General features: G+C 52.0%; 23 protein-coding genes and 1 riboswitch. Of the genes, 8 read left to right on the forward strand and 15 right to left on the reverse strand.

The window, feature by feature from the left end; genetic code table 11:
- Nucleotides 1-20 precede the first annotated feature (20 nt).
- Both T458_RS38275 and T458_RS38280 read left to right on the forward strand, forming a co-directional pair.
- The gene (locus tag T458_RS38275; RefSeq protein WP_023556329.1) at nt 21-740 is read left to right on the forward strand and encodes an ABC transporter ATP-binding protein; all 720 of its coding nucleotides are present in this window, start codon (nt 21-23) and stop codon (nt 738-740) included.
- Nucleotides 737-1,930, forward strand: coding sequence for an ABC transporter permease (locus T458_RS38280; RefSeq protein WP_023556330.1), 1,194 nt, complete (start codon nt 737-739; stop codon nt 1,928-1,930). The genes T458_RS38275 and T458_RS38280 overlap by 4 nt, the downstream gene beginning before the upstream one ends.
- A gap of 51 nt (nt 1,931-1,981) precedes the next feature.
- Here the strand turns inward: T458_RS38280 and T458_RS57165 are convergent, their stop codons facing one another.
- From T458_RS57165 to T458_RS38285, 3 genes are read right to left on the reverse strand one after another with little or no spacing between them, the layout of a single operon-like run.
- Complete coding sequence (locus tag T458_RS57165) at nt 1,982-2,155, reverse strand: hypothetical protein (protein ID WP_023556331.1); 174 nt, start codon at nt 2,153-2,155, stop codon at nt 1,982-1,984.
- A 50-nt stretch (nt 2,156-2,205) separates the two neighbouring features.
- Nucleotides 2,206-2,343, reverse strand: coding sequence for a hypothetical protein (locus T458_RS57170; RefSeq protein WP_023556332.1), 138 nt, complete (start codon nt 2,341-2,343; stop codon nt 2,206-2,208).
- The gene (locus tag T458_RS38285) at nt 2,343-2,621 is read right to left on the reverse strand and encodes a DUF3886 domain-containing protein (RefSeq protein ID WP_023556333.1); all 279 of its coding nucleotides are present in this window, start codon (nt 2,619-2,621) and stop codon (nt 2,343-2,345) included. Before T458_RS38285 ends, T458_RS57170 begins: the two co-directional genes overlap by 1 nt.
- A 131-nt stretch (nt 2,622-2,752) precedes the next feature.
- Here T458_RS38285 and sspK point away from each other — a divergent pair, with 131 nt between their 5' ends.
- Nucleotides 2,753-2,884, forward strand: coding sequence for a small acid-soluble spore protein K (sspK, locus tag T458_RS38290; protein WP_007724732.1), 132 nt, complete (start codon nt 2,753-2,755; stop codon nt 2,882-2,884).
- A 27-nt stretch (nt 2,885-2,911) separates the two neighbouring features.
- On the opposite strand, the gene T458_RS38295 is transcribed toward sspK, so the two are convergent.
- Nucleotides 2,912-3,778, reverse strand: a complete 867-nt coding sequence (locus tag T458_RS38295) for a glycosyltransferase family A protein (protein ID WP_023556334.1) — start codon at nt 3,776-3,778, stop codon at nt 2,912-2,914.
- A 124-nt stretch (nt 3,779-3,902) separates the two neighbouring features.
- Between T458_RS38295 and T458_RS38300 the strand changes: the two genes are divergently transcribed.
- From T458_RS38300 to T458_RS38315, 4 genes are all read left to right on the forward strand, one after another.
- Complete coding sequence (locus tag T458_RS38300; RefSeq protein WP_023556335.1) at nt 3,903-4,235, forward strand: DUF3905 domain-containing protein; 333 nt, start codon at nt 3,903-3,905, stop codon at nt 4,233-4,235.
- 96 nt (nt 4,236-4,331) lie between these two features.
- Complete coding sequence (locus tag T458_RS38305) at nt 4,332-4,631, forward strand: (Fe-S)-binding protein (protein WP_023556336.1); 300 nt, start codon at nt 4,332-4,334, stop codon at nt 4,629-4,631.
- A gap of 35 nt (nt 4,632-4,666) precedes the next feature.
- The gene (locus T458_RS38310) at nt 4,667-5,788 is read left to right on the forward strand and encodes a site-2 protease family protein (RefSeq protein ID WP_023556337.1); all 1,122 of its coding nucleotides are present in this window, start codon (nt 4,667-4,669) and stop codon (nt 5,786-5,788) included.
- 218 nt (nt 5,789-6,006) lie between these two features.
- Entirely contained in the window at nt 6,007-7,356 is a 1,350-nt protein-coding gene (locus T458_RS38315) for a hemolysin family protein (RefSeq protein ID WP_023556338.1), read from the forward strand.
- Between the two features lie 71 nt (nt 7,357-7,427).
- On the opposite strand, the gene T458_RS38320 is transcribed toward T458_RS38315, so the two are convergent.
- From T458_RS38320 to T458_RS38365, 10 genes are all read right to left on the reverse strand, one after another.
- Nucleotides 7,428-8,429, reverse strand: coding sequence for a cation diffusion facilitator family transporter (locus tag T458_RS38320; RefSeq protein WP_023556339.1), 1,002 nt, complete (start codon nt 8,427-8,429; stop codon nt 7,428-7,430).
- Between the two features lie 25 nt (nt 8,430-8,454).
- The gene (locus tag T458_RS38325; RefSeq protein ID WP_023556340.1) at nt 8,455-8,769 is read right to left on the reverse strand and encodes a DMT family transporter; all 315 of its coding nucleotides are present in this window, start codon (nt 8,767-8,769) and stop codon (nt 8,455-8,457) included.
- Complete coding sequence (locus T458_RS38330; RefSeq protein ID WP_023556341.1) at nt 8,766-9,119, reverse strand: DMT family transporter; 354 nt, start codon at nt 9,117-9,119, stop codon at nt 8,766-8,768. Before T458_RS38330 ends, T458_RS38325 begins: the two co-directional genes overlap by 4 nt.
- 77 nt (nt 9,120-9,196) lie before the next feature.
- A riboswitch (guanidine-I (ykkC/yxkD leader) is annotated at nt 9,197-9,296 on the reverse strand.
- A gap of 36 nt (nt 9,297-9,332) precedes the next feature.
- Nucleotides 9,333-10,658 carry a short-chain fatty acid transporter gene (locus T458_RS38335; protein ID WP_084567975.1) on the reverse strand — a complete coding sequence of 442 codons (1,326 nt, stop codon included), beginning with the start codon at nt 10,656-10,658 and terminating at the stop codon, nt 9,333-9,335.
- Between the two features lie 162 nt (nt 10,659-10,820).
- A complete protein-coding gene (locus tag T458_RS38340) occupies nt 10,821-12,218 on the reverse strand; it encodes a sigma-54-dependent transcriptional regulator (RefSeq protein ID WP_023556343.1) in 1,398 nt (465 codons plus the stop codon).
- Entirely contained in the window at nt 12,215-14,035 is a 1,821-nt protein-coding gene (atoS, locus tag T458_RS38345; RefSeq protein WP_023556344.1) for a two-component system sensor histidine kinase AtoS, read from the reverse strand. The genes T458_RS38340 and atoS overlap by 4 nt, the downstream gene beginning before the upstream one ends.
- A gap of 138 nt (nt 14,036-14,173) precedes the next feature.
- Nucleotides 14,174-14,986 carry an alpha/beta hydrolase gene (locus tag T458_RS38350; protein ID WP_023556345.1) on the reverse strand — a complete coding sequence of 271 codons (813 nt, stop codon included), beginning with the start codon at nt 14,984-14,986 and terminating at the stop codon, nt 14,174-14,176.
- Between the two features lie 147 nt (nt 14,987-15,133).
- On the reverse strand, nt 15,134-15,937 hold the full coding sequence (gene motB, locus T458_RS38355) for a flagellar motor protein MotB (RefSeq protein ID WP_023556346.1): 804 nt from the start codon (nt 15,935-15,937) through the stop codon (nt 15,134-15,136).
- Entirely contained in the window at nt 15,930-16,733 is an 804-nt protein-coding gene (gene motA, locus T458_RS38360) for a flagellar motor stator protein MotA (RefSeq protein ID WP_023556347.1), read from the reverse strand. Before motA ends, motB begins: the two co-directional genes overlap by 8 nt.
- 123 nt (nt 16,734-16,856) lie before the next feature.
- Nucleotides 16,857-17,588: a ZIP family metal transporter gene (locus T458_RS38365; RefSeq protein WP_023556348.1), complete on the reverse strand. Its 732-nt coding sequence runs from the start codon at nt 17,586-17,588 to the stop codon at nt 16,857-16,859.
- A gap of 245 nt (nt 17,589-17,833) precedes the next feature.
- Here T458_RS38365 and solA point away from each other — a divergent pair, with 245 nt between their 5' ends.
- A complete protein-coding gene (gene solA, locus T458_RS38370; protein WP_023556349.1) occupies nt 17,834-18,964 on the forward strand; it encodes an N-methyl-L-tryptophan oxidase in 1,131 nt (376 codons plus the stop codon).
- Nucleotides 18,965-19,024: 60 nt separating this feature from the next.
- Here the strand turns inward: solA and T458_RS38375 are convergent, their stop codons facing one another.
- A complete protein-coding gene (locus tag T458_RS38375) occupies nt 19,025-19,873 on the reverse strand; it encodes a protein-glutamine gamma-glutamyltransferase (protein ID WP_023556350.1) in 849 nt (282 codons plus the stop codon).
- Nucleotides 19,874-19,962 lie beyond the last annotated feature (89 nt).

Below are 19,962 nucleotides of genomic sequence, written 5' to 3' on the forward strand. Positions count from 1 at the left end.
CAGAAAGGAGGTCTGCCGCGATGCTTCACGTCGAAGGCTTGACGAAATCATACAAGACAGGCGATTCTGAGTTGCCGATCTTAAAAGGGGTCTCCCTGCTGGTGGAGAAAGGCGAGTTCGTAGCCATCATGGGGCCATCCGGTTCAGGTAAGTCCACCTTTATGAACATGCTGGGCTGCCTGGATCGTCCTGATACGGGTACATATATGCTGGACGGAATTGAAGTAAGCAGCCTGAAGGACAGGCAACTGGCTCATGTCCGCAATCAAAAAATCGGCTTCGTCTTCCAATCCTTTAATCTCTTGGCGCGCTCTACTTCCTTGCACAATGTGGAGCTTCCGATGATGTACGCCAAAATCAGCAAGACGGAACGCCGCAACCGTGCTACTGAAGCGCTGAAGCGCGTTGGGCTGGCTGAACGCATGCTGCATAAGCCGACACAGCTCTCCGGTGGTCAAAAACAACGGGTAGCCATCGCCCGGGCACTAGTGAACCGCCCTTCGATATTACTGGCTGACGAACCAACCGGAAATCTCGACAGTCGTTCCGGTATCGAAATCATGGCCATGTTTCAGGAATTGCACGCGCAAGGAGTCACGATTATCCTGGTTACGCACGAATTGGATATCGCGCAGCACGCTGAACGGATTGTTACCTTCAAGGATGGCGTGATTATCCGCGATGAACGGGTTGCGGAACGGCTTTTTGCTGCTCCGACGGGCGAGGTGATTGTCACATGAACTTTTTCGAGAGCTTTCAAACAGCAGTAGAAGGGATTTGGGCGAATAAAATGCGCTCCAGTCTGACCATGCTGGGCATTATCATCGGAATTACCTCCGTCATCGCCGTTACGACCCTCGGTGAAGGCGGCCAAAGGGCGATCAACGAGGAGATGGAGAAATTCGGGCGAAACAACTTCAACGTCTTCATCAATTGGGACACCAAAGAAGAGCATTCCAATGACGATCTGACCGTCGAGGATGCTGAGGTTCTCGCAAAGATCAGTCCCGCCATCGAATATATCGTTCCGTACAATCCAGGTACGGTCGAAATGAAAGGCCCGAAAAAAGAAGAAAGAGTCAACCTGGTCGCTACTACAGCGGATTATTTTCCGATGCTCAAGACGACAACCAAGCTGTCGAAAGGCCGTTTTTTCAATCATACGGATGACAAGGAGCAACGGGCTGTCGTCGTATTGGAGGAAGCGCTGGGCACAAAGCTGTTCGGCCAGGTAAATCCGATTGGGCAGCGGGTCCGCATGGGGAACAACTCACTTGTCGTGATCGGAACATATACAGAAGAAAAATTCAAGTTTGACATGGGTGCCGAAAGTTATGGCGCCTTCGTGCCGATCCGCTATTCCCAAAGCCTGCAGGAAGAGCCTTATGTCCAGATGCTGATGGGCACAGCAGTCGATAAGGCTTCCATCGAGCCGGCGATGCAGCAGGCCAAGCAATACCTCAGCCGCAAGCATCAAAAGAAAGACCACTACATGGCCCGCTCCATGCAGGAATCCGTCAATCAGTTCAATCAGGTGACAGGTACACTGACGATCATCTTCAGTGTCATCGCCGGAATCTCGCTGGTGGTCGGCGGGGTAGGCGTGATGAATATTATGCTTGTCTCCGTTACGGAGCGGACGAGAGAAATCGGGATTCGCAAAGCTTTAGGTGCGCGAAGGAGCGACATCCTGATACAATTTCTGATCGAATCGGTGATCGTCTGCCTGATCGGGGGGTTGATCGGCGTCTTGTCCGGTCTGGGGATCGCTTCACTGATCGCCTATTTTGCCAACCTCCCACCAATGCTCTCCTGGAACAGCGTCATCATAGCCTTTGCCTTCTCCAGTGCAATCGGGATATTCTTCGGTCTTTATCCAGCCAACAAAGCTGCCAAGCTGGACCCGATCGAAGCGCTGCGTTACGAATAATCGGCATCTACAAAACATGCACCTGCGGCTTGGCTGCAGGTGCATGTTTTTTCAGGCATAGGTATCTGTCATCAGCTTTAAAAGAAAAAAAAGCGCAATTCCAACGCTTGCGACGGTCCACCAAAGCAGTTTGCTATAACTCTTGCCCGTCTTGTAAATGCCAATCAACCTCCACGTACCGACCGAGACACAAAGGAGGCTGATCAGGAGCAGAAGTATCCCCATGACCTCCCTCCTTCCCTTCATTAACCTATATGGGAATAGGGCGGGAAAAATCACTTCTTCTCTCTCTTTTTCCCCAAGCGGCTCAGGACTTCGCGCCCGCGCTCCTTCACCTTGTCGTCATGGACCTGCAAGGGACGCTTTTTCATCATCCCGTTCTTCGAAGTGTCAGGGCGTTGATCTGCTCGCATCAGCTATACTTGCCCCCGCCTTTTTTGTCGTACTCGGCAAGCAGCTCCCCAAAGCTCTTGTTGCGCTCACGCTCCTCCTGTTCGCGCCGCTTTTGCTCGGCAGCTTCCCGGGCTTGCCGCTCATTTTGCTCCTTAATCTCTTTTTCCAACTGCTTCAACTTGCCCAATGCATCTGCGTTGAGAATTTCTTTGACATTCAATCCATTCTTCGCATCTGTCAGTTCCGTTTGTTGGTTGTGAGAACGCTGCTGCGGGTGACGTTTTTGTTTTTTCGCCATATTGGATCAAACCTTTCCTGTATAGATTTCCTCATTCAATTGTTTCATTTGGGTCATACTACGGTCATGCAAACGGTTCTGACCTCTTTGTGGTCGCGCCGCGAGCCTGATTGAGTAGAGGAGGAGAAGACATGGTGCGCAACAAGGAAAAAGACTTTGGAAAAACGGCGGAAATCCGCGGACCCAAAGCTCAATCGGAAGCTGTCCGTTCAGACGGCTCCATCAATAGTGAACCACAAGAACGCTTAAAAGAAAACCGCTGATAGACAGGAAAACGCCGATCCGACAGATTACGAGGATCGGCGCTTTTTACGACCCTCTGGACGGAGAGTCGCTGGATACAATACACGCTCTTGCTTCAGAACGGTCAGCTTATCAACAAACTGGAAATGAAGCCCGTTTTTCCATAGCTTGCGCCCCATATCCCGCTCCATCGCCGTACGAATCAAAGCCTGGAAAAGACCTGTACGCAGCAAGGTTTCCCGGGGGACGGAGACGTGCTCTGTCGTAAACAATGTCCAGGGTGCATGATGATCCTCCATTTTAGACCCGTAGGCACGCTGGATGGCAAGCCTGCGCTGCGCTTCGGGGCACGGCAGGCCGAGATGGAATGGAAGACCGCTTGCGATCTGATTCTCCTCCAGTAGCGGCAGGATGCGTGCAGGCGTGTGGGGCCGTTTGATCTGCGGATATTGCTCCAGCCAGCTGCTGCACTCCTCGTGCTGTTTTGCCGAAAAGCGCGGATCGTAGACCGAATAGATCCGCTTGGCGTCCAGACCGAGCAGCACCAGCCTGGGATCGTGCAGATGGGCCTGCATATGTGTGCCGATGAACTCCCGCGGTACCATCATATTGCTGGCAAGAAAAACGACCAGGCTGCCACGGCTCTGCACAACCCCTTCATTAACTAACCGATAAAAAGGCAATCTCCGTTGAAAACGGACGTAGCGCAGGGAGAAATTGGCTGCAAACTGGGCGACCTTTTGCTGCGTATCGTCTGTAGAGCCATTGTCTATCACAATCACTTCAAAATGATCGAATGACGTTAATTGCAGATTGAGGCAAAACAAGGTATACAGGAGCTGATCAGCTACATCTCTCGTTGGTATCACGACGCTGGTAAGCATCTGATCTCCCCTTTTCTTGATTACGTACATCTATCTGCATCTTATGCGCAAATCAGCATATTGGGCTGGGCGCAGCAGAGCCAGACATGGTATAACACGGGTCTGCTTTACACATCCTACGATCAGAAAGCTGCGGAAAAGGAGGCCTGATCTCATGGACGAGAAGAAGAAGCAATCCATTGATGGCACGTTCCCACACCAAATCAGCGCACCTGACTACAAGACATCCCCCCTCTCGATTCAAGAACCATTCGTCAACGAATTCGGGGTCATCATCGGCGACAGCTTTTACGATTCAAAAAACTCTCCGCTGAATCAGTGGAGCACTGATACGGATCCCTCCGTCATGGCAGGCGACCGGTGGGTCCACCCGACCAATGACATCGGCTGGAACACGCGCGAGAACCGTGAACTGCTGGAAAACAAGCAATTCAAGGGAGCGAGATTCATGCACCCGACCTTGGATGTCAGCAAAGGAAAAGATTAGGAAACATCCCCCCTTGCGCCCATTCGGCTCCATGCGAATGGGCGTCGTTCCATTTATGGTACAATAGAGAATGAAAACAACGAGAGGGGTTTGTCCATGAGCATCAGGCTTGTCATCGAGCCCGCGTTCTCACTCGCTTATCAACGCTATGCCGGTTTTGAGCCGGGCGAGACCCTTCGCTTGTATGCGAGAACGAGCGGACCGGGTACAGGCGGACTTTTTTATGCGATCGAAAAAGACGAATACATGGCAGAGGATGCCATCTTTGAAGTAGAAGGATTGCGATTCGTCATCCGGCCATCCGACTTCTGGTTTTTCGATGGGGGTACGCTTCGCTACAATCCGTTATATGGGGAATACGGTTTTTCATTCTTTAATCCGCGGCTGGAGGAATAGGGATTCCCCCATGACAACAGTAGGAGGAACAATCAATGAAAAAACGAGGCTCCGTCCTTTTGGCCATTGGCGCGTTTTTATTAGCCAATCTCAAGTGGATTTTGGGGTTACTGAAGTTTTCGAAATTTGGCACGACCCTGCTTTCCATGGCGATCAGCCTGGGGGCATATGCGATGTTTTACGGCTGGAAATTTGCCGTCGCCATCGTCTATTTGATCTTCGTCCATGAAATGGGGCATCTCGTCGCGGCCAAACGCAAAGGGATCGCCACGTCTCCAGCCATTTTCATCCCTTTTGCAGGGGCCATGATCTCCATGAAGGATCACCCCCGGGATGCCGGAACGGAGGCTTATCTGGCCTATGGCGGGCCGCTCGCAGGCCTTGTGTCGTTTTTGCCTGCCTTGCCGCTCTATTGGTATACCCAAGACCCTTTCTGGGCTTTAGTCATCTATCTAGGAGCTCTGCTCAATCTGTTCAATCTGATGCCAATCTCGCCGCTGGACGGGGGACGCATCGTCTCTGTCTTGTCCACCAAGATCTGGTTCATTGGGTTAATCGGAGTAGGGGTAATGTTGTTCTTCTCCCCGGGACCCATCATGGTGTTCATCTTCATCATTGGTCTCATTACCTGGTGGAACCGTCTGCGTGAAAGCTACCAGCACCAAGTGCTGCAAACAGAAAAAGAAATGGTGCACGAATTCCTGCATGAGATCGCCCAATGGCCCACGCTGGAGTCTTCCTGGTATAAGCGCATGAGCTTGAATGAACGGGCAAGCCGATTGGCCCAGCTGCCCCCGCAAAAAGGCTTTCTCATTCCCTTTTTGCATGACGAGCAGCGTTTAAAGCGCGACCGTGAACGGCTTGACAAAGTCTACACGAACCGTCTTCTCGACCTTTTCCGCGAATGGGAACGTGAGCCAGTGCTGTTCATCGACAGCGACCCGAATCGTCCTGCTCCCTCCCCTACCCTGGAAGAAGGAGAGCGCGTGGCACGTCAAAGGCTGACAGAAGTCGAAGAACAGATGCATCGTCTGTCAACCTATTACGTCGCACCAGCTTCGACCAAGTGGAAAGTGCTGGCTGCTTATCTGGGACTGGCGGCGGTCTTGTCTATTTTCTTCGTTATCGGCCAACAATGGCTGCATCAAGGGTTTTGATTCACCGCCTTAGAGCGCAAAAACCTGAGAAAAGGGTATCAGATTCTCTATTTTCTCGGATAAAAGGGCGCCAATGCCCTGAATCGGGATTTATCGGTTTTGTCTGTTGACCAAAAACAATGTATGATAGGAAGGTGTACATTCAAAATTTTCCACCATGTACCACACAAAAACATATTTACAAGAAAAAAGATTTTAAGAGAGGATGAACCTTCACATTGGACACCGTTCCGATAGTGCTCAACCTGCTAGTAGTTATTCTGCTTGTATTTCTGAACGGCTTTTTCGTTGCCGCGGAGTTTTCTCTCGTCAAGGTGCGGCAAACTCGCCTCACGCAGTTGGTCAACGATGGGAACAAACGGGCCAAATACGCCCAAAAGGTTACACAGCAGCTTGACGCTTACCTTTCCGCTTGTCAGGTCGGGATCACGTTATCCTCGCTTGCTCTCGGTTGGGTCGGTGAACCAGCCATTTCCCACATGATTGTGGAGCCGTTGCTGGGGTTTGCGGGTGTTCCTGATTACTTGATTTCGGCGATCTCGATCGGGATTGCGTTCGCCATTATCACGTTCCTGCATATCGTACTTGGCGAGCTGGCACCAAAATCTTTGGCGATTCAGAAAGCGGAAGAAACTTCTCTGTGGGTTGCAGCGCCTTTGATGTTCTTCCATAAATTGCTTTACCCGGCTATCTGGTTCCTGAACGGGACAGCCAATGCCATGATGAAACGCTTGGGCTTGGAGGTCCTCACAGAGCACGAAGCCGCCCATACGGAGGAAGAAATTCGTCTGTTGGTCAATCAAAGCCACCAAAGCGGGCATATTGACCAGACCGAACTCACCCTGGTCGAGCAGGTCTTTGACTTCTCCGAGACGCTGGTTCGGGAGACGATGGTTCCGCGTATCGATATGATTTGCTTGTACACCACGAATACCTTTGAAGAAAATCTCGAAATCATCCGAACTCAGCGCCACTCGCGTCTGCCTGTAGCAGATGAAGACAAGGACAATATCATCGGTTTTGTCCACGCCACTGACTTTTACCTGGCGGCTCTGGAAAACGGACACGTGGAGCTGGAATCTCTGCTGCGTCCGGTCACAACCGTACCGGAGTCAATGGAAATCAGCGCCGTCTTGCGTCTGTTGCAGAAGAAACGCTCCCAAATGGCGATTGTCATCGATGAATACGGCGGTACTGCCGGTCTCGTGACGATGGAGGATATTTTGGAAGAGATCGTCGGTGATATTCAGGACGAATTCGACGACGATGAACAGCCCGACATCGAGATTCTGGAAAACGGCTTCTCCGTTTCCGGCATGATGATGCTGACCCATTTGAACGATTACCTTCCGTTTGATTTGGAATCCGAAGATGTGGATACCATCGGCGGCTGGTTATACAGTCAATTGGAAGAAGAGATTGCTGTAGACGCTTTTGTCGAAGTGCAGAACTATCTGTTCACCGTAAAAGAAATGGATAATCATCGTGTGACTCGCGTTCTGATTACACGCATGAATTCGGATGAAACCGATCCCGATCTGTCAGAACAACTGCTCACTGTATCCTGACCATAAACGAAAAAGCAGAGCTCCCGCAGCCATTCCTGGACTGCGGGAGTTTTCTTTTTACCAGCTATTCGCTATCTGTTTGTTTGTCTCACGCCATCTGATGAATCCGAGCTTGTTTCGGGCTTCCAATCCGTAATGCCATTGTCCTCCAGAATCCCCAAGGTGACATCGCTAATATCCGGGTCGGCCAGCAGACTGTCACGCACCCTGAACTTGATATCGTCAGCCACAGATAGCATAAGACCCGGCCGCAGCTCCAAATAGCTCTCGACATGGTAAAAGCGCCCCTCCTGGACGATCCGCAGCCGATTGATATCGGTCACATCCGGGTCCTGCAGAATGATCTTGGCCACTCGTTCCTCTATTTCCTTGGGAGCCGCGACCCCAATCAAACCAACCATATTGTCATAGCCTACCCGAAAGCCAACCCCGATCATCAAAAAGCCGATCAGAATCGTCGCTATTCCATCCAGCCAGGTGAACGTCGTAAACTGTGTCATGACTACAGCAAGCAAAGCCAGAAGAGCCCCCAGTGTCGCGACCAGATCTTCATAAAAAACCAGACGCGTGGGTGGGGCTGCACGTCCTACATTGCGAAAGGCGAGCGGCACGACACCCCAGCCCTTTGCCTCTACGCGCGCTTCATGCGCTATTTCCTTCATCGCTTTGATCAGAACGAAACCGTCTACGACAATGGCCAGGGTCAGAATCGCCGCATTCAGCCAAAAATGCGTGGAGACAGCGGGGACCTTCAGAAGATGGAACCCCTCCTTGATGGTCTCGTAAGCCATGATGGTCACCACGATTACCGCAACCATGCAAAACAGGTTGATGACCCTTCCAAAGCCCGTGGGAAACCGGCGAGTCGGCTTTTTTTCGCCCAACACGCTCCCGAAAAAAACGAAGCCCTGATTGACCGCATCCGCAACAGAATGCATCGCGGACGCAAACATCGCTCCACTGCCGCTGTATGCAGCAGCAAAGCCTTTGACTAGCGCCAAGCCTGTATTTCCCAGAGCTGCCGTCGCTGAAGACGTGTTTCCTTTTTTCAGGGTTTCCCACAACGAAGCCATCCTTTTTCTCTCCTCCTTGCCTTCCTTATCCGAGCAGTTTCAATCCGATGACCGAGCAGACAATCAATGCGATGCAAAAGAGCCTCATTCTATCTTTTGACTCTCCGTACAAAAACATGCCAACTACTGTGCTGCCCACCGTGCCGATTCCCGTCCAAACTGCGTATGCTGTCCCCATTGCAATACCTGTCATGGCATAAGAAAGCAGGGCAAAGCTCAAGCCAAATCCTGCTACAAGGATAAGGTACGAGCGGACAGTACGCTCCCGGTTTACCATCGACATCCCCGTGACACCCACAACTTCAAACAATCCGGCAAAAATCAAGGAAATCCATGTCATGACGCCCTCTCCTCCTCTCGTACGGAGTCTGCCTGCTCAGGAGTAGCCAGCTTCAGTCCGATGATTCCTGCCAATAGCAAAGCAATAAGAATCAGCTTGCTCAAGCGAAACGGCTCGTCAAAAAAAAGCATCTCGCTGATGACGGTTCCTGCCGTTCCCAGCCCGACAAAGACTGCGTACACCGTACTGGTCGGGAGCTTTTTACTTGCGTAGATCAGTACGCCAAAGCTTACAATAATCGCGATTACCGTCAATCCCCATGTCAGAACGCTGTCCGCGTGCTTCAGACCTGCAACCCACATGACTTCAAAAAAACCTGCCAGAACAACCAGCATCCACGTCTTGTTCATTTCGATGTTCTCCCCTCTCTGCCTGTATCATTCCCTGACGAAAAGACAAAAAAGCCCGAAAGAATATCTCTTAGATACTCTCCCGGGCTTTTATCCCTCCGTGTGCACGGCTCTTCGCCGTGGGTTTTCTCTCGGACCAGACCGGACGAATTCCGCGGAACCCTAGAAAACACTTCCTTACATTGTACACGAACAGTTCTTCTTTGAAAAGATCTAAAAAATCAGGAAGCCAAGACTGATAATGGTACCTGTAACCAGCAACAGCATCAGACAGTATCCCATGATGTCACGCGCGCCCAGTCCTGCCAGAGCCAGTACTGGCAAGGCCCAGAATGGCTGGATCAGGTTGGTCCAGGCATCGCCCCAGGCAATCGCCATCGCGACCTTGGCATGGGAAACGCCGAGCTCGGACGCTACTGGCAGCATGATTGGCGCTTGTACAGCCCACTGTCCGCCGCCAGATGGAATAAAGATGTTGAGCAAACCTGCGCTCCAGAATGTGAAAAGCGGGAACGTAGTCGGCGTGGAGATGCTGATGAACCATTGGGACATGGTAGCAGCCAGCCCTGATGCCGTAATCATGCCGATGATCCCGGCGTAAAACGGAAACTGCACAACGATTCCGCTCGTCGTCTTGACCGCATCGTTCATCGCATCCAAAAATTTGCGCGGTGTACCGTGCAGCAAAATCCCCAGGAACAAAAAGGCCATGATGACGACATCCAGATTCAGCGCGAATCCTTTTTCAGCAAAATAGGAAACGAGATATACAATTCCCATTAACGAAACCAGGATCGAAAGAAGCTTGCTGTTTTCCATCTTCGCAGCCGGGCTGTTGGCGTCCATTGCCTCTGCACCTGCTGCTGTCTCTTCTACCGCGGCACCTTCCCCTTTGAAGACAATGCGGTCTTTTTCCGCAGGCATCATCAGACGGTTTACCATCGGCAGCACAATCATGATTGCGATCACAATCGTCAGGTTCATCGCAGAGAACATGGTTTCACTGGTCGGAATAATCCCAATGATGTCCTGCATGCTGTGATTTTCAGTCGCAATGGTCAACGGCACAGAGCCAGCCAAGCCGCCGTGCCAGACAACGAATCCGCTGTACGCGCTGGCTACCAGCAGACGATAGTCTACCTTTGCTACCTGATTCGCCAATTCACGAGCAAGCAATGCGCTGATCACAAGCCCGAAGCCCCAGTTGATCCAGTTGGCCACACAGGAGACCAGTGTGACGAGAATAATCGCCTGGCCTGGCGATTTGGCGAGGCTAGCCAGAGAGCGCAGTCCTTTTTTACAGATATCCGTACTGGCCAAGGTATGTCCGGTAATCAGGATCAGTACCATCTGCATCGTAAAGCCGAGGAGAGACCAGAACCCGCCTCCCCAAAAGCCGATCATCTCCATCGGCGACTTGCCGTTGATGAAAATGCCTCCCAAGAAAACGATAAAGGTAAGAATGACAGCAAACAAGAAGGCATCCGGCAAATAGCGCTGCACCATTTTGACCGATGCGTTGGTTAGGACTCGAAACACATGCATACCCCTTCCTAAAAACATATCATTTCGTGTTTTAGGTATTGCAAGAGGTATGCCAACGACAAAAAGTTATTCAAATCGTCAAAAATGAATGCGTTTACATCTGCGGCATGTAAGGAACTGACTACTTTTTACACACTTTGTAATCAACTTGCGCACTTACACTTGTTCTTCCTCGCTGATCTTCAAGCCGTACATTTCGATTTTGTACAGCAAAGCGCGACGAGAAATACCCAGCCGCTTCGCCGTTTGCAGCTTGTTGCCACGCTCCTTGCGCAAAGCGCGGGCGATTGCTTCCCGCTCCACCTCTTGGAGAATCTCGCGCATTGTCCGTCCCTCATAACGGATGCCTGGAACGGGCGCTGGCTGATCCGCTGTACCAACTTCCTGCAGATGTCCTCGTACATGCTCCGGGAGTATGGATGGTCCGCTTGCGAGTATAACCGCCCTTTCGATGGTGTTTTCCAGCTGGCGGACGTTGCCGGGCCAGTGATATCCCAGCAGTAGATCCATCGTGGCCTGAGACAGATACAGTCCTTCCTTTCCCGCCTCTCTGCTGTACTTGGCCAGGAAGTGGCGAATCAGGAGTGGAATGTCCTCCTTTCGTTCACGCAGCGGGGGCATGTGGATCGGTACGACATTCAGCCGGTAATACAGATCCTCGCGAAACAGCTCCTGCCTTATCCGTTCTTGCAGATTGCGATTGGTTGCCGCAATCACGCGAACATCGATGGAGATCGGCTCTACACCGCCGAGCCGGATCAGCTTGCGGTCCTGCAAGACACGCAGCAGTTTGACTTGCAAAGCAGGACTTAGCTCGCCTACTTCGTCCAGGAAAAGGGTTCCCCCATCTGCCAGCTCAAACATCCCCTGCTTTCGTCCTACTGCACCTGTAAACGCCCCCCGTTCGTATCCGAACAATTCACTCTCCAGCAGATTTTCCGGAATGGCTCCACAATTGACCGGAATGAGCGGTTGACTGGCCCTTGGGCTATTGGCGTGAATCGCACGGGCAATCAGTTCCTTTCCCGTTCCGCTTTCTCCCTGGATCAGGACATTTGCTTTCGACATGCTCACCCTGCCGACCAGCTTGTAGACATTTTGCATGGCGGGACTAAGCCCGATCAGCCCTGATCTCTCTTGCCCCTCATCGCCAGAATCATGTCCTGGCAGTGGTTCTTCCTCGTTTTCCGGATGCTGGACGGCGTTGGCTACCACTTGTTTGACAGCAGCCAGATCAAACGGCTTTTGAATGTAATCAAATGCGCCAAGCCTCATCGCTTCCATCACATCGCTGGCGGAACCATAGGCAGTCATCATGACAACTCTCGAATGGTTTCCGTCCAGCTGCTTCATCCGTCGCAAGGTTTCCATCCCATCCATCACAGGCATTCGCAGATCCAGCAGGACCACTTCCGGACGAAAGCTCTCCACCTGCATCAACGCTTCATCGCCGCTTGCCGCTTCCTTGATGTCATATCCGACTTTGCCAAGTGTCGTCGACAAGGCTTTGCGTACATTCGCTTCATCATCGACTACCAAAACCCGTCGTTTCATAAGTCATCCTCCTCTCTTCTCGTTGGCAATTCTACGGTAAAGCGGACCCCTTCCGCGATGTTTTCGGCGTAAATATGACCCCCGTATGCCTGCACGATGCGTTGCGAAATCGCAAGTCCCAGCCCTGTTCCGGCAGGCTTTGTCGTGAAAAATGGTTCAAAGATCGTATACAGATTTTCCTTGGCTATCGCAGAGCCTTCATTGTACACATGGATGCAGACATGATCAGCCAGCCGTTCTGTCTCCAGCCAGACCCTCTTGCCCGTCGGAGCGGCTTGCAGCGCATTGAGCAAAATATTGAGGAACACCTGTGTCAATAACTCTGGTGAAGCAAGCACCAGCGGCAGATTCTCCGGGATTTCCGTTTGAATAGATATCCCTTTTTGAGCTGCGTTGCGCTGAACCAGCTTGAGGGAGCGGCTGATGACCTGTTCGAGGTTGACCCAGGCATGGTTTTCCTCAGAAGGTCGGGAAAAGAGCAAAAGATCGTCCGCAAAACGATTGAGCCGTTCGACCTCCTCCATAATGATGCTGGTATATTCGCGACTGTCATGCTTGTCAGGCAATTCTTCCTCGATAATCTGCGTAAATGCTTTGATCGAAGTCAACGGGTTGCGCACCTCATGAGCGATGCTTGTCGCCCATTCGCCGATTACCGCCAGCCGCTCCGCCTGAGCCAATCGCGCCTCCATCTGCTTCCACTCTGTGCGATCCTCCAGGACGACGATCACTCCAAGAACCTCGTCCAGCGTTCCTTTCCACGTCGATGTGCTCACCTTGATACACAGCAGCCCGCGCTCCGTGTGCGGATGTCGCCACTCCAGCTCCTGATTCGTTTCAGCGTTTTGCAGCGCCTGTGTAATCATATCGAGCAGCACCGGACTATTTGCGAAAATCTGCTCGTACCGCTCTCCTCTCGCCTCGTTCTGCAATCCGGTCAGACTGGCAGCAGACTCATTCCAGGCTGTCAGTCGTCCATCCTGATCCAGAGCGATCACGCCATTTTCCATACTGTCCATCATTGTTTCCGTATGGCTGCGGCTTGCCTGGAGATCACTCGCCAGTTTGTTGATCGCGCTTGTGATTTCACCCGGCTCTCCTTCGAGACGCTTCATTCGAAAGGACAAATCAAAGCTAAGCCGTCTCAGCCCGCTTTTGATCTCCGCCAGGATTACTTCCAGCCGATGTACCAAAAGTCCGCTGACGACAGCAGCAACGACACAGCCAATCCCCAAAATAATGTAGATACTCTGCCTCATCCCGGTCAATTGAACGTCGATGCTGGACATCAATTCATTGGCCCAAACATAGCCGATGATGTCCCCCTCCCGTATGAGCGGAATCATGGCATTCATAATATTGCCCCGCACCTGCTCACCGATGACCACATCTGGCTGCCGAGTCCTTAATACCTCTCGCCCCGGGTGATCGGCGGAGATTGATTTGCCGACATGGGAGCTCTCTGTGACAGGACCATACGTCAGGATCGCATCCAGTTCTTTTGCGTAATACCCTACCCCGATTCCGGGATGAGCGGCCGCAATTTTATTTGTAAGCGGTTCCAGCTTGCTGTTCAACAAGCGGATTTTCTCTTCACGGGAGGCGTTCGTTCCCCCCATATCCGCGAGCATTTCTTCATAGGTTTTCGTCAAAGCAAAATCCATCTGCTCTGTAATCGCAATCAGCTTCTGCTTTTTCTCATCCAACAACGCTTGTTCCGCTGCTTTTTGCAGGACGACACCGGTGATGAGAATTGGGAGAACCGTCGCTGCTATGACGGATACCACAAAGCGGAGGCGGTACAAATACGCTTTCACTTCCATCCACCTCGCTTTTCTGCCTGAGTGTACGTGATGTTGTTATTTTATCACACAGACAAAAAAATCGCTTATTCCCGGTAAAAGAAGGAGTTATCCCCTTCCTTTCGAGAACAAGCGATTCAATATTTATACTCCTCAGACGGCAAGATTGGACGGAATGGCAGTCTGTCTCTTGATCCAGCTCGCCGTACTGGCGATCAGCTTTTGGTAGCCTTCTACAGACGAAAAGGTATGGTCGGCTCCTAGCACAATCTCCGTCTCTGAGCTGCCCTTCTGGCGCAAGCGCAGCTCCCGTTCATAGTGAAACATCGCATCCAGCGGGATTACATCGTCCCGATTGCCATGCAGCAGCAGGATGTCCCCGGTAAAATTCGCAGCCTCAGACAAAGGTTGGGCAGCCTGAAGGGATTGGAAAAAGCCCTTCTCGAGCTGGTAGCCCAGATAATCGGTGTGACCTGTTGCCAAAGCTTCCTGATACCTCTGTGCGCCCACGATGCGGGTAATATCCTCATACGGACGTGCTGCTGCAGCCCACAGCACCAGCGAACGAATCCGCGGCTCCTGACTGGCCGCAATCATCGCTACTGCTCCGCCCAGGCTGTGTCCCAGCAGTACGACTCGGCTCGTGTCCACACGCTCCAGTTGAAACGCGTAGCGGAGAATGTCGCGTGTCTGTTGCAGCAGCACGTCGATCCCCCCGGCTCCGTATTCTCCTTCGCTCTCACCGCAGCCCCCGTAGTCAAAGCGAAGCACAGCCCAGTCCTGGTCAGCTAAATCACGGGCTGCCTTGACAAACAAACGGTTCACGCCGACCCGGCTGCCAACAAATCCGTGGCAGATCACGACAAGCGGATATTTCGCTGGTGCTTTGCCTGAGAGGGATGCCGGTTCGTGAAGCGTCGCTGCCAAGGAAATACTGCCACTCTTGATGTGAAATGTCCGTTCCATTCCGCTCACCTCATTTATTTTCATTAATTCCGATTTGTTTACTATGTTATAAGAGTATTATCCCTCTATCTCCCCTTCCTTGTCAAGATTGCACACAACGAAAAAAGGATAGCGCCCGTAAAAGCACTATCCTTTCCGCAAATGATCTTATGGGTTGATGCTGTTTTTGGGAGTAGATGCCAAATCACGCAGAATGGCTACTTCTACCCGACGGTTCTTGGCTCTTCCTTCTGCCGAGGTATTCGGAGCGACCGGATGATACTCTCCCATTCCGGTTGCGCTAAATTTTGACGGATCCAGATTCGGATTTTCCAGAAGAACCTTCAAGAAGTTGACGGAGCGCTTGACGCTCAAATCCCAGTTGGATGGAAACTCAACACGGTTGATCGGCACATTGTCCGTATGTCCCGTAACCGTTACTTTCTTCGGATGGGGAACGAGCATGGTCGCCATCTCTGTCGCCAGTTTACGCGCTTCCGGCTTCAGGTCTGCCTTCCCCGAGTCAAACAGCGCATTGTCCAGGATCGTGATCAGCAATCCCTCTTCCGTCATCTTGGTTTGGAGCTTGTCCTCCAGTTGATTGGTCTTGATGTAACCCTCCAACTGCGTTTGCAGCTGTTTCAGATCCTCTGTTTCTTTGCGGATGGCTTCCTCCAGCTTCTTCTCTTCTTCTGTCTTCTCTGCTTCCTGCGCCCCCTTGTGCAAGGTCTGTTGGGCCATCAGCGGATCAAGCGGGACTGGACTTGGTTGATTCAAGACGCCCACCCCGCCATTTAAGGCGACATTGAAGGACTTCACCATCTGGTCGAATTTCTTCGCATCCATCTCGCTGGACGCAAACAATACGATGAACAGGGCCAGTAGAAGAGTGAGAATATCAGCGTACGGAATCAGCCAAGACTCGTCCACATGTTCTTCATGCGGAGGACTTTTCTTCGGTCGTTTAGCCATTTACCGCAGCTCCTTCCTCCTTTGTCTCCTCCTTGACATCAGCGCGCTCCTTGAACGGAATGTAGACAAGCAGCTTTTGCTCGATCGCGGCTGGAGAGACCCCGGCTTGAATGGAGAGAAGCCCCTCTACCATAATTTTTTTGATTTCAATTTCCTGCTTGGACTTGCGTTTCAATTTATTGGCGAATGGATGCCAGAGTACATAACCGGTAAAAATCCCGAGCAGCGTCGCGACGAACGCGGCCGAAATGGAGAGGCCGAGCGCGTCAATATCGCTCAGGTTTCCGAGTGCCGAGATGAGACCTACTACCGCGCCCAATACCCCAAGCGTCGGTGCATAGGAACCTGCCTGTGAGAAAATCAAGGCGTTGGCATGATGTCGCTCTTCAATCGCATGGATCTCTTCATTCAGTACATCTCTCACGAAATCAGGCTCTCCGCCGTCGATGATCATCTTCATTCCATTGCGCAGGAATGGGTCCTCAATCTCATCCGAAGTGTTTTCCAGAGCAAGCAAGCCTTCGCGGCGGGCAATGGAAGCCCAGTTCATGAATTGACCAATCAGTTCACGTTTTTCAGGGAGTTTCCGTTCGGTAAAAAGAATTTTGAACAAAGCAGGTACCCGCTTGACTTCTGAGAAGGGAAACGCATTTAAAATAGCGGCGATTGTACCCACGATAATAATCATGAAGGCTGCAGCGTTCAGCAATGCCGCCGGGCTGGCGTGTTTCAAGATCATCCCGACAACTACGGCTACGACTCCTAGTACGACACCTATTACGGTCGATTTTTCCATTGTGACACTCCCTAACTTCCGTAATCAAATCTATCTATATATGGTTTCGGTAATTTGGTGTCGATTTGTGAGAGGAAGTTGCGTAAAAATCGGAACTCTTTTTGAACGTTTCACGATACATCCCTATTTCAACCATTCCGTAAGACCGATCATGACCAGCAAACCCGTAATAAAAGAGAGAGTTGCCGCTCCGGCGTGACCGTCGCCGTGACTCTCCGGAATCAATTCCTTGTAGACAATAAACAGCATAGCTCCAGCGGCGAAGGACAAGCCGTACGGCACCAATCCATCTACCACATTCGTCAGATAGTACCCGCTGATGGCTGACACGACTTCCACCGAGCCCGTCATCGTCGCCAGAAAAAAGGCCTTGAGTCTGCTCACGCGTTGATTGATCAAAAAAAGCGCCACCAGGAACCCCTCAGGCGCGTTTTGAAGTCCGATCGCAAAGGCAATCAGTCCGCCAAGCTCATTCTGATCGCCGGAGTAGCTGACGCCGACGGACAAGCCTTCGGGAATATTGTGCAGGGTGATCGCGGAAAGAACCAATATCGCCTGGGTATCCATCGAGAGATTCATGCGCGAGTGCTCCAGGTCAATGTGCGGAATGATGCTCTCCAGCAGAGTCAGCACCAGCATGCCGGTCAGCACGCCCAAGCAGACGATCAGAAAGCTGTCTTTGCTCAGCGCTTGGGGAATCAGGCTGAAAGTCGCGGCCGCCATCATGATCCCCGCCGTAAAGGCGAGCAGAATATCCCGCCAGCGATGCGTGACGGTCCTGAAAAAGAGAATCGGCAGTGCTCCCACCCCGGTCGCCATCGCCGATAAAATGCTTCCCATCAATAGGTCTTCCATGCAAGTACCCCCGCTACGGATCTGCCATTCGTACCGTTGTCAAGGCCGTCCCTTTTTCTGTGAAAAACGTCTCGACGTTTTTCATAAAAGTGGATGTGACCGCTTGCGGTCAAACAAAACGGTCATGACCGTTTTGTTTGACTTCTTGTACAACGCTGTCATTATCACTATCATAGTGCGTAAGATCAGAAAACATGCACGATTTGAACGCAACCAGCCATACGGTAATAAAGGGGAGAAAAGGGATGGAGAAGTTTGATGTAATCGTGGTAGGAGCAGGATCTGTCGGGATGGCAGCCGGATATGAACTGGCAAAAAAGGGGGTTCGCACACTGCTGCTTGACGCTTTTGATCCTCCGCACACGATGGGCAGCCACCATGGCGACACGCGAATTATTCGGCACGCCTACGGGGAGGGCGTACAGTATGTACCGCTCGCGCTGCGGGCGCAGGAATTGTGGGAGGAGCTATCCGGGCTTTCGGGCAAGACGCTTTTTGCACGTACAGGCGTATTGGGTGCAGGACCGCTGGGAAGCCCTTTTTTAGCAGAAATGCAGGTATCAGCCAAACAATTCTCGCTGCCATTGGAGGTCATGAGTGCTGAGGAGATCAACCGTCGCTGGGAAGGGATGAATCTGCCCGACAACTTCTACGGCTGCTACGAGACGAACGCTGGTGTCCTTTATTCCGAACGCTGCATCACAGCTTACCGTGAGCTGGCTACGAGTCTTGGTGCCGTCCTCCTGACTCACACGCGAGTGACAGACGTGCAGGTCGAAACCGATCACGTCACGGTGACCACCGATCAGGGGAGTTATCGAAGCGAGAAACTGTTGTTGAGTGCGGGAGCCTGGAATCCTGCTTTGCTGAAGTCTTTGGGCCTCCAGCTTCCTCTGGTGCCTACTCGCAAGACCGTAGCCTGGTTTGCAGCAGATGAGCAGCTGTACAGCTCGGAGAAGTTTCCCGCCTTTGTCTTTGAGTTGGAGGACTCCATCTACTACGGTTTTCCCAGCATCGATCAGACCGGAGTAAAAATCGGCCGCCACGACGGAGGCCACCCCATCGATCCCGACCAACTGGACCGCACCTTTGGCACGTATCCATCCGACGAAGGAGATGTCCGTTCCTTTCTTGAAACCTATATGCCGCAAGCCGCTGGCCCTCTGCAGCAGGGGCGCGTCTGCATCTACACCCTGACTCCGGATGAGCATTTCGTCATTGACCATCATCCCGAGCATAAACACTTCATCATTACGGCAGGCTTCTCCGGGCACGGCTTTAAATTCGCCAGTGCGATCGGAGAAGCGGCCAGCCAGCTTCTGACTGATGGCAAGTCTACGCACGATCTTTCCTTATTTGCGCTGAATCGCCTGTAACCATCCGTATAAAAACGCCCCGCATCCTGTGTGGATTGCGAGGCGTTTTCCTTGTATAGCTCATCCTTCCCAATAAAAGGAGCCGATCTCTGCCTTGATCCGCACTCCTGCCTCCAGGATGTCGGGGAATGCGCCCCTGTGGTCGACATAGGAAATGTTTCCCCTCATATTGTCAAAGGGGGCCAGGTAAGCGAATCCCGGACGCGTCGCCTGTGATACCAAATAGGCAGAACGCATGGCTCCCGGCTTTCTGTTTTCGTTCAAAAACGCGATCATGGAAGGGGCTGTCCGAATGCCTGCCCCGTGCCCGTAGTACAAGCCTCCCCCCAGGAAGACAGCGTTTTCCCCTTGCCATTGCGGTTTGCTCGGATCGTAATCCGGATTGGCGAAGTAGAGGATGTCACCAGGCAAGAACGTGTTTGTCGGCAGGGTCTGCAAGTCCAAATCTTGATCGTAACGCCAATCGTACAGAATCATGTCTGCGAACAATCGCTCAAAATCTGCCTCCCGGATCGACTTCAGCACTGCATGGTACAAGATGATGACCATCGCCGTCGCACACTCAGTGGCGTAAAGCCTGCCATTTTGAAAGATATCAATAATCCCGCGAGAAGGAGGGATACCCGGTCGCAAGCGAAAGCCCCCCAGCTCGGTCTGCTCCCAGAATTCCGGGTTGCTTCGCGAATGTTCAAAGTCGGAAAAAGCAATTCCACTCATGTACAGCGCTCGTGCTGATTTGACCAGATGATCCCGCAGCTTCAGCTCAAAGCGCAAGACGTCCGCCGAAGCATATTCAAACACTACGCGGCTAGCGGCCATCCTATGGACAATTTCCTGCTGCACATCGTTCAATCCCCATTCAGCCTGCAGCATCAAGGGATTTACCTGTCGTCCAGCAATCCAGATCATAAGCTGCCTCCTTCGTCTTCGTTCCCATCATGAGTATCTATATGCGCATGCCTACCGCCAGGTGCATGAGGTTCCCCGATCCAGCCACC

It is taken from the genome of Brevibacillus panacihumi W25 (assembly GCF_000503775.1).
GTDB classification, from domain to species: domain Bacteria; phylum Bacillota; class Bacilli; order Brevibacillales; family Brevibacillaceae; genus Brevibacillus; species Brevibacillus panacihumi_A.